General features: G+C 63.7%; 12 protein-coding genes and 1 pseudogene. 5 read left to right on the top strand and 8 right to left on the bottom strand.

Annotated elements, in window-relative coordinates:
• Position 1 precedes the first annotated feature (1 nt).
• Positions 2 to 1,420: a cytosine permease gene (locus tag I6F09_RS00065; protein WP_057030087.1), complete on the top strand. Its 1,419-nt coding sequence runs from the start codon at positions 2 to 4 to the stop codon at positions 1,418 to 1,420.
• 27 nt (positions 1,421 to 1,447) lie between these two features.
• Here I6F09_RS00065 and treZ read toward each other — a convergent pair whose 3' ends face one another.
• The gene (treZ, locus tag I6F09_RS00060) at positions 1,448 to 3,259 is read right to left on the bottom strand and encodes a malto-oligosyltrehalose trehalohydrolase (RefSeq protein WP_225187200.1); all 1,812 of its coding nucleotides are present in this window, start codon (positions 3,257 to 3,259) and stop codon (positions 1,448 to 1,450) included.
• A gap of 188 nt (positions 3,260 to 3,447) precedes the next feature.
• Between treZ and I6F09_RS00055 the strand changes: the two genes are divergently transcribed.
• Together I6F09_RS00055 and glgX are read left to right on the top strand one after the other, a co-directional pair.
• Positions 3,448 to 3,681, top strand: coding sequence for a DUF3606 domain-containing protein (locus I6F09_RS00055; RefSeq protein WP_036005232.1), 234 nt, complete (start codon positions 3,448 to 3,450; stop codon positions 3,679 to 3,681).
• Between the two features lie 20 nt (positions 3,682 to 3,701).
• Complete coding sequence (gene glgX / locus I6F09_RS00050; RefSeq protein ID WP_225149394.1) at positions 3,702 to 5,939, top strand: glycogen debranching protein GlgX; 2,238 nt, start codon at positions 3,702 to 3,704, stop codon at positions 5,937 to 5,939.
• Positions 5,940 to 5,960: 21 nt separating this feature from the next.
• On the opposite strand, the gene I6F09_RS00045 is transcribed toward glgX, so the two are convergent.
• Complete coding sequence (locus tag I6F09_RS00045; RefSeq protein WP_036005022.1) at positions 5,961 to 7,157, bottom strand: NADH-quinone oxidoreductase subunit D; 1,197 nt, start codon at positions 7,155 to 7,157, stop codon at positions 5,961 to 5,963.
• 267 nt (positions 7,158 to 7,424) lie between these two features.
• Here I6F09_RS00045 and I6F09_RS00040 point away from each other — a divergent pair, with 267 nt between their 5' ends.
• A complete protein-coding gene (locus tag I6F09_RS00040; RefSeq protein WP_225187199.1) occupies positions 7,425 to 8,429 on the top strand; it encodes a patatin-like phospholipase family protein in 1,005 nt (334 codons plus the stop codon).
• On the opposite strand, the gene I6F09_RS00035 is transcribed toward I6F09_RS00040, so the two are convergent.
• The 5 genes from I6F09_RS00035 to I6F09_RS00015 all read right to left on the bottom strand — a co-directional run bounded on the left by I6F09_RS00035 (position 8,426) and on the right by I6F09_RS00015 (position 11,330).
• Entirely contained in the window at positions 8,426 to 9,322 is an 897-nt protein-coding gene (locus I6F09_RS00035; protein ID WP_050995899.1) for an SIR2 family protein, read from the bottom strand. The genes I6F09_RS00040 and I6F09_RS00035 overlap by 4 nt on opposite strands.
• 48 nt (positions 9,323 to 9,370) lie before the next feature.
• The gene (locus tag I6F09_RS00030; RefSeq protein WP_036005025.1) at positions 9,371 to 9,808 is read right to left on the bottom strand and encodes an NUDIX hydrolase; all 438 of its coding nucleotides are present in this window, start codon (positions 9,806 to 9,808) and stop codon (positions 9,371 to 9,373) included.
• A 79-nt stretch (positions 9,809 to 9,887) separates the two neighbouring features.
• Entirely contained in the window at positions 9,888 to 10,673 is a 786-nt protein-coding gene (locus tag I6F09_RS00025) for a succinate dehydrogenase iron-sulfur subunit (RefSeq protein WP_036005027.1), read from the bottom strand.
• Positions 10,674 to 10,687: 14 nt separating this feature from the next.
• Entirely contained in the window at positions 10,688 to 10,852 is a 165-nt protein-coding gene (locus tag I6F09_RS00020) for a hypothetical protein (RefSeq protein WP_225187198.1), read from the bottom strand.
• Positions 10,824 to 11,330, bottom strand: a complete 507-nt coding sequence (locus I6F09_RS00015) for a DUF2243 domain-containing protein (RefSeq protein WP_036005029.1) — start codon at positions 11,328 to 11,330, stop codon at positions 10,824 to 10,826. The genes I6F09_RS00020 and I6F09_RS00015 overlap by 29 nt, the downstream gene beginning before the upstream one ends.
• 358 nt (positions 11,331 to 11,688) lie before the next feature.
• Here I6F09_RS00015 and I6F09_RS00010 point away from each other — a divergent pair, with 358 nt between their 5' ends.
• The gene (locus I6F09_RS00010; protein ID WP_225137910.1) at positions 11,689 to 11,904 is read left to right on the top strand and encodes a hypothetical protein; all 216 of its coding nucleotides are present in this window, start codon (positions 11,689 to 11,691) and stop codon (positions 11,902 to 11,904) included.
• A 242-nt stretch (positions 11,905 to 12,146) separates the two neighbouring features.
• On the opposite strand, the pseudogene I6F09_RS00005 reads toward I6F09_RS00010, so the two are convergent.
• Positions 12,147 to 12,395, bottom strand: a pseudogene (locus tag I6F09_RS00005) (hypothetical protein); the annotation flags it as partial.

The raw sequence follows: 12,395 nt of genomic DNA, 5'->3' as shown, positions 1-12,395 counted from the left end.
CATGACGGATTCCGAACTTCGCGCTGATATTCACAGCATCGAGCCAATTCCCGACGCGGACCGGGACTCCAGCGGGCCGCAGCAGATGTGGATCTGGGCCGGCGCCAACATCGCGCCGGTGAACTGGGCGCTCGGCGCGCTCGGCATCATCCTCAAGCTCGGCCTGATGGAGACAATCGCGGTCATCGTGCTCGGCAACATCGTGGGCTGCGCGATCTTCGCGACCTTCACGGTGATGGGACACAAGACCGGCGTCAACCAGATGGTGCTGAGCCGGTCCGCCTTCGGCGTCCGCGGCGCCTACCTGCCGAGCATCCTGATGTTCCTGATGACGCTGGGCTGGATCGGCGTGAACACCTATTTCCCGGTCAAGGTCTCGATGGGCATCCTCGGCCAGTTCGGCGTGCCCGACACCTGGCTGGTCGAGATGATCGTCATCACGCTGGTGATGGCGGTGCAGGTGATGATCGGCGTCTACGGCTTCTACGCGATCCGCACCTTCGAGAAGTACACGGTGCCGCCGACCATCGCCATCATGGTGCTGATGAGCGTGCTGGCCTGGACGCGGCCCGGCGTCGTCAACTGGAACCTGACCACCTCGCTGCCACCAGGCGCGCATCTGGCGATGCTGACGATGCTGATGACCGCAATCGGCGTCGGCTGGGGGATTTCCTGGGTCACCTGGGCCTCCGACTATTCGCGCTTCGTGCCGCGCTCCACGCCGTCGAAAGCCGTGTTCTGGTACAGCTATGTCGGCATGTTCGTGCCGACGGTCTGGCTCGGCATTCTCGGCGCGACCATTGCCTCGACGACGCTGGACACGGATCCCGCCAAGATGGTCAGCGCGGTGTTCGGCGGTCCCGTCAGCATCCTTGTCCTCCTGATGGTGCTGCACGGCCCGATCGCTACCAACATCCTCAACGTCTATTCGGCGGCGCTGGCGGCCCTGAGCGCGGGGCTGAAACTCTCGCGCTTCTGGCTCACCGTCATCGTCGGCGTCGCCGGCTATCTGGTCACCCTCTACTTCATCTTCGCGCCGTCCTTCGCGAAGGCGTTCGACCATTGGATGATCAGCCTGCTGTTGTGGATGAGCCCGTGGGCCGGCGTGGTGCTCGCCGACTTCTACATCAAGCGCAAAGGCAAGATCGAGGTGGCCGAGCTCTATCGCTCGCCGGAGAGCAGCGCCTATGGCGACATCAACTGGGCCGGCATGATCGCGTTCTTCGCCGGCCTCGTTGCCGGATGGCTGGTGCAGGACGGCCTCGTCAGCGCGCTGCAGGGGCCGATCTCGATCTATCTGCTGGGCGGTGCCGATCTGAGCTGGTTGTTCGGAATCGGCGTGGCGGGCCTCGTCTACCTTGGGCTCGGCAAGTTCGCGACCTCGCCCACACCGGCCGTCGCGAGCCGTGCCGGCAGTTAGCCTGAGAGCGCTGAACCTCGTCTGTCGTCAGCGCTTGCGGCCAAGCCTCACGATCATGTCGCCGGGCCCAAGTGCTCCGGCGTCATGAGAGTGCAATCGCCACAGGCTCTCGCCGTCGACCAGCGAGGGCATCGGCAGTTCGAGGTCGGCGAGATTGGCGACAATCTGCAGAACGTCGCCCTGCTCGGTCTGCCAGCGCACATCCACGCCGCCCATGCTGGGATCCGCGCCGAGCAATTGTCGCTGCGCCGAAACGAACCCGCGTTTGATCAGCGGCACGATCTTCTCGCGCCGGATCGTCAACAACTGCGTCGTCAGTGCTCGGAACCTGGTGCCGGAAGGCGATTGCTCGATGCTGGTCCAGTCCAGCTTGGAGGCGCGGAAGGTTCTTTCGTCGCACGGGTCCGGGATTCCGGCGCGCGTTTCGGGCGTCGCGAACGCCTTGAAGTGTGAAAACTCCTTGCGGCGGCCCTCCCGTGTCAGTTCGGCGGCCTCACCCGTCCAGTCGGCGAAGAACAGGAAGGGCGTTTCGGCTGCCGCTTCCTCGCCCATGAACAGCATTGGAATATGCGGGCTGAGCAGAACCAGTGCGAGGGCCAGCTCCAGCTTGTCCGGACCGACCAACCGCGACAGCCGCTCCCCGAAGGCGCGGTTGCCGACCTGGTCGTGGTTCTGGGCGAAGAAGATGGTCGCTTCGGGCGGCAGATGAGCACTCGGCTCGCCGCGCGGCGCCTCGTGCAGGGGAAACACCTCGCCCTGATAGGCAAAGCCCTCGGTCAGGGATCGCGCCAAATGCTCGAGCGGCTTGTCCGCAAACGCCCGGTAATAACCTTCGTCCTCGCCCGTGAGCAGGACGTGGAGCGCATTGTGGAAATCGTCGCCCCATTGCGCATCGTAGTACGTCGCTCGTCCCTGCGAACGCGCGAGCAGGTGCGCCTGATTGGCCTCGTTCTCCAGCATCAGATGGATGCGCCGGCCCGCCAGCTGGCTGCGCAGGGTCTCGGCGAGCTCGACCAGGAAATGACGCTTCGAGTCGTCCTTCAGCGCATGGACCGCATCGAAGCGCAGGCCGTCGAATCCATAGTCCCGCAGCCACATCAGGGCATTCTCGATCAGGAACCCGCGCACGAACGCGCCATCGGCTCCTTCGAGGTTGACGGCGGGCCCCCACCCCGTGGTGTGGCGGGGGTTGAAGAAATTCTCCGCATAGAGATGCAGATAGTTCAGCTGCGGCCCGAAATGGTTATAGACGACGTCGAGATAGACCATGATGTCGAGCGCATGCGCCGCGCGCAGCAGCCGCTTGATATCCTCCGGCCGGCCATAGCGGGCATTCGGCCCGTTCAGGAGCACGCCGTCGTAGCCCCAATTGTGCCGCCCGGGGACGTCGTTGAGCGGCATCAGCTCGATGGCGGTGATGCCGAGATCGCGAAGATAAGGCAGCTTCTTCTCGACGCCGGCATAGGTCCCCTCCTCGCTGAACGTGCCGACATGCAGCTCGTAGATCACGGCTTCCGCCCAGGGACGGCCCGGATAGAGCACCGGGTCCCGCAACGCGGCCGTATCGACCACCTCGCTCGGCGCGCCGACGTCGTCCGGCTGGAAGCACGAGGCGGGATCGGGCACGACGAGGTCTTGGTTGATCCTGAACTGATAGCGCGTGCCGGCCCGCGCAGTTTGGCTCAACAGCTGATACCAGCCGTCCGCATCGCGCGGCATCTTGCGTGGCGGCTGGCCGATTTCGAGCAGCTCGACCGATCGCGCCGTCGGCGCCCACAGGTTGAACGAGACCCCATGATCGACGATCTGAGGACCATGGCGCCGATTTTGCTCGGCCATTCCCAGCCTCTGATTCAAGCCCGTCCCTTTCGCCGCATGCCCACTTCGGCATGCAATTGCGCACGTCAGGGCGACAAAGCGGAGCCGTGTGCGTTCGTTCCTCCACGGCGCCGACGCCGGACATTTGCAGCGCAACGGGAACGGAATCAGCAGCGCGACGGTTACCATCCCAGACAGGAGCCGTGGCCATGCGCCGCCCGAAGCCGCAACTGATCCGCAACAAGCTCGACCTGACCGACCGCGCCCAGGTGCGCCTCGTCAAGAAACGGCTCGGACTTTCGGACGCTGAGCTGATCGCGATCGTCGGGCGGATCGGCAACTCCATTCCGGCCATCAGCAAGGAGGCGGCTCTGCAAAAAGCCAACGCGCCGTCCAAGCCGGCCGACGTGGAGCCCACCGCCGCGACTGCGCCGACATCCTGACGGGCAACTCGGGGGCAGAGATGGACCAGCCAGCACATTCAGACGAGGCCCTGACGCGGACGGCCTCACGCCTGCGCCGCACCCGGATCACCGAAGGCAGACCTTTCCCGCTCGGCGCCACCTGGGATGGCCTCGGCGTCAATTTCGCGCTGTTCTCCGCCCACGCCACCAAGGTCGAGCTCTGCCTGTTCGACGATACCGGCGAAGCCGAGCTCGAGCGCATCGAGCTGCCCGAATATACCGACGAGGTCTGGCACGGCTATCTGCCCTCCGCCCGTCCCGGGACCGTCTACGGCTATCGCGTCCATGGTCCTTACCAACCCGACGCCGGCCACCGCTTCAATCCCAACAAGCTCGTGCTCGATCCCTACGCCAGGCAGCTGGTCGGCCAGCTCCGCTGGGGGCCGGAGCTGTTCGGCTACCGGCTGGATCACGCCGACAAGGACCTGTCCTATGATGAACGCGACAGCGCGCCCTTGATGCAGAAATGCCGCGTCATCGATCCCGCCTTTACCTGGGGCGTGGCGCGCAAGCCGGAAGTGCCGTGGGAGCGCACGATCGTCTACGAGATGCACGTCAAAGGCTTCACCCAGCTGCATCCGCTGGTGCCGGAAGCCGATCGCGGCACGTTCTCGGGGCTCGCACATTCGGAAATCCCGGCTTACTTGCGCTCGCTCGGCATCACCAGCGCCGAGCTATTACCGATCCATGCCTTCGTCGACGACAGCTATCTGGTCGAGAAAGGCCTGCGCAACTACTGGGGCTACAACTCCATTGCCTTCTTCGCGCCGGAGCCGCGTTACCTGAAAGCGACATCGGCCAACGAATTCAAGGCCATGGTCAACCAGTTTCACGCCCATGGCATCGAGGTCATTCTCGACGTCGTCTACAATCACACCGCCGAAGGCAACGAGCTCGGCCCGACCCTGTCGTTCAAGGGCATCGACAATGCCAGCTATTACCGCCTGCTGCCGGACGAGAAGCGCTACTACATCAACGACACCGGCACCGGAAACACCGTCAATCTTTCGCATCAGCGTGTGCTGCAACTCGTCGCCGATTCCTTGCGCTACTGGGCGACCGAGATGCGGGTCGACGGCTTCCGTTTCGATCTCGCCACCATCCTGGCGCGCGAACCCTATGGCTTCGATGAAGGCGGCGGCTTCCTCGACGCCTGCCGCCAGGATCCCGTGCTCTCCAGCGTCAAGCTGATCGCGGAACCCTGGGATATCGGGCCCGGTGGCTATCAGGTCGGTCAGTTTCCGCCGGGCTGGGCCGAGTGGAACGACAAGTTCAGGGACACGGTGCGCGCCTTCTGGAAGGGCGATCCGGGCACGCTGGCCGACGTCGCCAAGCGCGTTTCGGGCTCCGGCGACCTCTTCAACAAGCGCGGACGCCGGCCCTGGGCCAGCGTCAATTTCGTCACCGCGCATGACGGCTTCAACCTCAACGATCTCGTCTCCTACAACGACAAGCACAACGAGGCGAATGGCGAGGACAATCGCGACGGTCACGACAACAACCATTCCTGGAATTGCGGCGTCGAAGGGCCGACCAACGACGCCGAGATCACCGCCTTGCGCGAGCGCCAGAAGCGGAATCTGCTGGCAACGATGCTGCTGTCCCACGGTACGCCGATGCTGCTCGCGGGCGACGAGTTCGGGCACACCCAGAACGGCAATAACAATGCTTACGCCCAGGACAACGAGACCACCTGGCTCAATTGGATGGGCATCACCGCGAACGGCCGCAGCCTGCGCGAGTTCGTGCGCAAGCTGATCGCCACCCGCAAGGCGTTTCCGATCCTCTACCGCAGCCGCTTCCTGGTCGGCTCGCACAACGAGGAGCTCGACGTCAAGGACGTCACCTGGCTGTCGCCGTCCGGCGAGGAGATGACGACGGAGCAATGGCAGGACGGCAATGCGAAGTGCTTCGGCATGCTGCTCGACGGCCGCGCGCAGGAGACCGGGATCAAGCGCCGCGGCTCGGATGCGACCATGCTGCTGGTCTACAACGCGCACCACGACGTCGTGAATTTCACCCTGCCGGAGGTCACCGACGGACGCAGCTGGCTCGGCCTGATCGACACCAATCGGCCCGACGCGCCGATGGCCGAGTTCGAGTTCGGGCATGCTTACGCGGTGACCGCGCGCTCGCTCGTGGTGCTCGGCCTTGCCAACGACAGCATCGCGACGCGGCGCCTCCGCCAAGGCCTCGGCGCGCTGCTGGACATCGCCGACACGCCTCTGCCCGAGTAGGTGCGTGCCGGCCGTTCACGATCAGCGATCGACTTCGCCGAACACGATGTCCAGCGAGCCCAGGATCGCCGAGACGTCCGCCAGCAAATGCCCTTTGCAGAGGAAATCCATCGCTTGCAGATGGGCGAAGCCGGGCGACCTGATCTTGCACTTGTAGGCGGTGTTGGTCCCATCCGCGACGAGAAACACGCCGAATTCGCCCTTGGGCGCCTCGACGGCGACGTAGATTTCGCCGGGGGGAACATGGAAGCCCTCGGTGTAGAGCTTGAAGTGATGGATCAGCGCCTCCATCGACCGCTTCATCTCACCGCGCCGGGGCGGCGCGACCTTGTTGTCCTGCACGATCACCGGGCCGCCGCCGTCCGGCGACTTCAGCTTCTCGATGCACTGCTTCATGATGCGGACGGACTGCCTCATCTCCTCCATGCGAATGAGATAACGGTCGTAGCAGTCTCCGTTCTTGCCGATGGGGATGTCGAAATCCATCTCCGCATAGCAGTCGTAAGGCTGCGCCTTGCGCAAATCCCAGGCGGCGCCCGAGCCGCGCACCATCACGCCCGAAAATCCCCACGCCCAGGCCTGCTCCAGCGTCACCCTGCCGATGTCCACGTTGCGCGCCCTGAAGATCCGGTTGAGCGTTAGCAAGCGGTCGAGATCATCCACGACTTTCAGAAACGGATCACACCAGGCCTCGATGTCGTCGATCAGCTTGGGCGGCAGATCCTGGTGCACGCCGCCCGGCCGGAAATAATTGGCATGCATCCGGCTGCCGGAGGCGCGCTCGTAGAACACCATGAGCTTCTCGCGCTCTTCGAAGCCCCAGAGCGGCGGGGTCAAGGCGCCGACGTCCATGGCCTGGGTGGTGACGTTCAGAAGGTGCGAGAGGATGCGGCTGATCTCGTGATAGAGCACCCTGATAAGCTGGCCGCGGCGCGGCACCTCAATGCCGATCAGCCGTTCGATGGCGAGGCAGAAGGCATGTTCCTGGGTCAGCGGAGCGACGTAGTCGAGCCGGTCGAAATAGGGAATGGCCTGGAGATAGGTCTTGGCCTCGATCAGCTTTTCGGTGCCGCGGTGCAGAAGGCCGATATGGGGATCGACGCGCTCGACGACTTCGCCGTCCAGCTCGAGCACCAGCCGCAACACCCCGTGCGCGGCGGGATGTTGAGGACCGAAGTTGATGGTGAAGTTTCTGAGGCTCGGAGATTGTTCTGGCATCCCGCTTCCGGTCGGAGCTGTCGCAGCCGTCACCTTAGCCGCGATCTGCAGCGACCGGCTTCACACAGGTTAACGGCTCGCCGCAAAGGGCGGCCATGCGTGCCGTTTGAGCCTTTGGAACACGGCATCAAGAGCCGCGTTCAATTGTCGACATTGGAGCTTTGAGATGAATGTCGATTGCTCGCCGCCGCTCTCGCGATCAATCTTCGCTATTGCGGGAGATACCGGTGATCGGCGCGACCGCCCGACCGGCAATTGGCGCCCGTCTTGACCGACCGTGCAGCTGAGCCTGGCGGCACAGCCGAGCGTCCTCTCACCGCCATCACGTTCTCCGGCGGACTCGGCCTCGGCGCCTATCATGGCGGTGTGTTTGAAGCTCTCAGTTCGCTTCGGCTGCCGATCGACTGGCTGACCGGTTCGTCGGCCGGGGCCATCACGGCCGCGCTGATCGCGGGGAGCCCGTGCGACGATCGGCTGCGCAATTTACGCAGCTATTGGCATGCCCCAAGCAGTCCAGCCGACGTGCCGAACGCGGGCCGCCATACTTTCGCGTGGCTGAGCTCGATCAGTACGCGCGTGCTGGGTCATTCCGGTTTCTTCCACCCCCGCCTCCCCATTCCGGCGTCTCACTACGGCGGCATCTACGATCTCGGCCCGACCCGCCAACGCCTGCAGCGCTTGATTGATTTCGGACGTCTGAATGGCGGCGATCTGCGCATCACGATCTGCGCCACCGATGTCGAGAGCGGCGATGCCGTGTTGTTCGACTCCGCATCGGAGCGGATCGAAATGGACCATATCCTGGCCAGCTGCGGCTTTCTCCCCGAATTCGCTCCGGTGCAGATCGCCGGCCGCTGGCTCGTCGACGGCGGGTTCTCGCTGAACGCGCCGTTCGATCCGATCCTGGAGACTGCAGGCCCGCTCCGCCTCTATGTGATCGATCTGTTTCCGCGCGACGGCAAAGTCCCCGATGGGCTCGAGGCCGCCTCCGAGCGCAAGAGCGACCTGACCTTCGGCAACCAGACCTTCCAGCGCCTCGGCTACGCTCTGGAGGCCCGTCAGCTCCGCGCCGAGCTTCAGGACCTCCACTACAAGGACGAGGTCTATCTCCTGAGCTACCGGCCGGGCCGCGAGGAGGCCGGGCCGGAAAAATCCTTTGATCTGTCGGAGACGGCCATGGCGCAGCGCTGGCGCGCCGGCTTTCTGGATATGCAATATGCCGCAAGCCTCACTCTAGCCCCGAACGAGATCTGCAGCGTGCGGCGGCCCTAGCGATGTCTCTCGGTGTCGGGACCCGAGCTAGGCGCTGTCCTGCCGTCAAGCCGCTCGCGAATGTCGTGCAGCAGCCGCCTGAGACCGTCATCGGCAGCCATACCCTCGGGCGGGGCGATGGTGGTGATGCCCCAGTTGGCGAGCACCGCCTCCTGCACCGGATTGCGCTGCGCGACGAATACGAAGGATCGCGGCCGGTCCTGGCTGTGCCCGGACTCGTCCCAGATCTGCCAGATCCGGTGCAGCAGCAGCCGGATGTTCGGATCGGACATGCTGTATCCGACGAAGAGCAGCGTGCTTCCCAGCGCATCGGCGCGAAAGCGGATATCGAGCGGGGAATTGAAGGCGAGCCGGTTGAGAAAATCGGTCTCGGTCAGAACCAGCGAAGCATCGTCATCGAAGTCGCCGTGGAATTTGATGATGTGGGTGACGCCGGCGCGAGCGCTCGCGATCTCCTTCGCGTTGCTGATCTTCGCAAAGGGCTTGTTCAGCACGTCGAACGCGGTTTCGAGGTTGCGGTCGTAATTAGTGGTGTAGATGACCGGAAAATCCAGCTCGACGATCATCCGGTGCAGCTCTGAAGCGGCGATCTTCTCGGGGTCGACACGCCAATTGCGGTCGAGCCAGCTGCGCAGCGGGCCGATCCCGCCGCGCTTGATCCGATAATATTCCGCAAGCATCTGATAGCCGCCATGCATTCCGTCGATGACGTTGCGTTCAAGGCCCAGATCGTCCAAGAGATGATCAATCAGGGACTGCCAGGACGGCAGGCCGACGGCCATCGAGACACCGGCGCCCACGAACAAGACGGCGCGGCGTCGCTCGATCGCCGCTGCCAGGATGTCGTGAGGCGGCCGCTCCTCCGATATGAGCCCCGTGGTTTGTTGGTCCATCAAGCTTGAATGATTGGGCGCGCGACGTGTTCCTAATCCCGGCCCCCCTCACCGGCCGAGCGGCGAGGATGTCTCGCGCGCCGTCTGCGCCGCGAACCGGGCGATCAGGCGCCGGAGCTGCGCCTTGTGCACCAGGCGCGCCGCCGTCTTGGGCGAGACCCAGATCGCCTCCCGCTCGCCCTTCTCGGGCCACCAGCGCTGGCGCCCGTGCACCTTCATGGGGAAGACGGCAACGTTCATGGTCCGCTTGCGATCACCTTTTCGCTTGCGATGCTTGAAGCTGCCCAGTGCGCGCGTGGCCACGACACCGACCAGGCCCGCCTCCTCATAGGCTTCGAGCGCAGCCGTCAGGTGCGGCTCCTTGTTGCGCATCGGCGATCCCTTTGGGACGCTCCACCTGCGCTTGCGCCTGGTCGTGATCAGCATCACCCGCAGCTCGGACTTGTCCAGCCGAAACGGCAGAGCGGCAAATTGCTTCTTTCCCATCAGGCGCCTCCAACTCGCGTCTGATAAGCGAGCGCCGCAGCCATGGTTCCTGTTTTGCGCAGTGGCGTCTCGCTCGCGATCAGAACTTCCGCTCGACCATCTTGAGCCGCAGAGCCGAAATGGCTTCTCCGGGATTGAGGCCCTTTGGGCATGCTTTCGCGCAATTCAGAATGGTGTGGCAGCGATAGATCCTGAAGGGATCCTCGAGCATGTCGAGGCGTTCGCCGGTGGCTTCGTCCCGGCTGTCATTGATCCAGCGCGCCGCCTGGATCAGGGCTGCCGGCCCGAGAAAACGCTCGGAATTCCACCAATAGCTCGGGCATGAGGTCGAGCAGCACGCGCAGAGAATACACTCGTACAATCCGTCGAGTTTCGCCCGATCCTCGTGGCTTTGCCGCCATTCCTTCTGCGGCGTGGGGGACGTGGTCTGCAGCCACGGCTCGATGAGTGCGAGCTGCGCGTAGAAGTTGGTCAGATCCGGCACCAGGTCCTTCACCACCGGCTGATGCGGCAGGGGAAGCACGCGGAGCGGCTCGCCTTCCGCAACATCCTCGTTCATCGACCTCGTGCATGCCAGCGTGTTCTGGCCGGCGATGTTCATCGAGCAGGAGCCGCAAACGCCCTCTCGGCAGGATCGCCTGAAGGTCAGGGTCGAGTCGATGTTGTTCTTGATCCAGATCAGCCCGTCCAGCACCATCGGCCCGCAATCCGTCTGATCGACGAAATAGGTGTCGAGCCTGGGATTGCGGCCATCGTCCGGATTCCAGCGATAGACCTGAAATTCCCGCAAGCTCTTGCCGGCCGGCTTTGGCCAGACCACCCCCTGCTCGATGCGGGAGTTTCTTGGAAGCCTGAACTCCACCATGGTCACCTCCGCGCTCAGACCGGCGAAAAACAGCGCAACTGCAAGAGATCGTCGACGGAGAGGCCGAACAGCACTGGCCGAAACGCCGGCGCCGTCGCGAGCACGAGCAGCAGCAGAAAGATCACGTAGACCAGAGCCGGCGGCGTGTTTCTAACGAGCCTGTAAGCTGCCTTTCGCATGCACTCCCTCCTGCGCGCCCGCGCGTGCCATGGCAACGCCCATGACGATCATCGCAGCTCCCCACAGCAGGAAGCCGATATCCCAGAAAATGCGCTGGCCGTCGGGCACGGTCTCGTTCACCTGATGCAATCTCAGGATCTGGTGATCGATCACGCCTTCGACGAGATTGAAGATGCCCCACCCGATCAGGATCGTCCCGAGACACTGCGAGCGGGACCACCGCGGCGCGCCTCGGCGTGCCCGCTGCCATAACAGATAAAGCCCAGCGAGCACGAGGACATAGGCGGTACTGTGAAAGATGCCGTCCCAAGTCGTATTGAGGGTGATGTTCTCGATGGAATCGAGCGGATACCAGCCGCTTAACATATGATGCCATTGCAGCAGCTGATGAAAGACGATGCCGTCGAAGAATGCGCCGAGGCCAAGTCCGAGAAGGACGCCTGCGGACGTCGGGAAATTGCTTTGTCTGTCTTGCATGTGGTGAACTCGTGCGCGGCTCGGCACTTCCGATGCGGAATCAAGCCATGCTAGACGGACACGTTCCTATGGCGATCAGCATCTCACTGGGATCGAGCTTGCGATCAATCGTGCCAATTGATCGAGACTAACATGCGTTAAGGCGAGCGAGACGTTCGTCGGCACGCGTGCGCGATTGGTCATCGGCTTCATTCCCGATAGGAACGTTCGATATCACGCTGCGTCTGTCGCTCACATGTTGGAGATGCACATGCCGAGAAGATCGTTCTTGCTTGCTTTGGGTGGCCTCGGATTGTCGACCCTGAGTAACCTCAGGGAAATCGCATAGTGCGTAGCGACGGAAACCAGAGAGGCGATCATGGCATACGCCCTGTTCAAGGACGGAGAGAAGATGAGCCGCACGTTTCCGACCAAGGAGGAAGCGCTGGAGAGAGCCGATGAGGCGGGGTTGGTCGAGCATGCCGAGGGCGAGGCGGTGCTCGAGGACGAGTTGAAGATCAGGCCTTGCCCGGCCGACCCCGAGCCTCGCGATGATGCGGACCTGGACTGGACGCCGGTCAAACCGGCGTCCTGATCATGGGCAGGGCAATCGCATATGACTTGTGGCGGCGGTCTCCGCGCACGCCTCGTCCTTCGAGACGGCGCTGACGCGCCTCCTCAGGATGAGGCTAATCGGTGTCAGTGCCCGTTGAAACTGCTGCCGCGTACTCCGACCTCATCCTGAGGAGCCCGCCTCAAGCGGGCGTCTCGAAGGATGGCCGCAGGGAAAATCTCAAATGCGATAGCCCTGCTGATCAAGGGGTCAGCATCATGGACTCAGCATCCCCTGCAGATGCCTTTGATCTTTCGATCCGCCTCGGAATCGCGGGAGGTCTCCGAACGAATCTGGTCGTCGCCCTGCAGCGAGGGTCCGGGCGTGACGGTCCCATCGATGCGTCCGATATTGGTGCCGCCTGCAGGATTGCCGGGTCGGCCGACGGTCGTCGATCCCCGTGGGCCGGAGCCGCCGCTCGATTGCGCTGTCCCGGCCGAGTTGGTCCCGGGCGCCGACGACGTGCTCCCGGC

It is taken from the genome of Bradyrhizobium sp. IC3195 (assembly GCF_020193585.1).
GTDB lineage: Bacteria > Pseudomonadota > Alphaproteobacteria > Rhizobiales > Xanthobacteraceae > Bradyrhizobium > Bradyrhizobium yuanmingense.
This window is presented reverse-complemented; position numbering and strand designations above follow the sequence as displayed.

What these genes read in the sequence shown, in the direction of transcription:
- I6F09_RS00065 (WP_057030087.1), top strand. Translation starts at nt 2, where the DNA reads ATGACGGATTCCGAACTTCGCGCTGATATTCACAGCATCGAGCCAATT.
- treZ (WP_225187200.1), bottom strand. Translation starts at nt 3,259, where the DNA reads ATGGCCGAGCAAAATCGGCGCCATGGTCCTCAGATCGTCGATCATGGG.
- I6F09_RS00055 (WP_036005232.1), top strand. Translation starts at nt 3,448, where the DNA reads ATGCGCCGCCCGAAGCCGCAACTGATCCGCAACAAGCTCGACCTGACC.
- glgX (WP_225149394.1), top strand. Translation starts at nt 3,702, where the DNA reads ATGGACCAGCCAGCACATTCAGACGAGGCCCTGACGCGGACGGCCTCA.
- I6F09_RS00045 (WP_036005022.1), bottom strand. Translation starts at nt 7,157, where the DNA reads ATGCCAGAACAATCTCCGAGCCTCAGAAACTTCACCATCAACTTCGGT.
- I6F09_RS00035 (WP_050995899.1), bottom strand. Translation starts at nt 9,322, where the DNA reads ATGGACCAACAAACCACGGGGCTCATATCGGAGGAGCGGCCGCCTCAC.
- I6F09_RS00030 (WP_036005025.1), bottom strand. Translation starts at nt 9,808, where the DNA reads ATGGGAAAGAAGCAATTTGCCGCTCTGCCGTTTCGGCTGGACAAGTCC.
- I6F09_RS00025 (WP_036005027.1), bottom strand. Translation starts at nt 10,673, where the DNA reads ATGGTGGAGTTCAGGCTTCCAAGAAACTCCCGCATCGAGCAGGGGGTG.
- I6F09_RS00020 (WP_225187198.1), bottom strand. Translation starts at nt 10,852, where the DNA reads ATGCGAAAGGCAGCTTACAGGCTCGTTAGAAACACGCCGCCGGCTCTG.
- I6F09_RS00015 (WP_036005029.1), bottom strand. Translation starts at nt 11,330, where the DNA reads ATGCAAGACAGACAAAGCAATTTCCCGACGTCCGCAGGCGTCCTTCTC.
- I6F09_RS00010 (WP_225137910.1), top strand. Translation starts at nt 11,689, where the DNA reads ATGGCATACGCCCTGTTCAAGGACGGAGAGAAGATGAGCCGCACGTTT.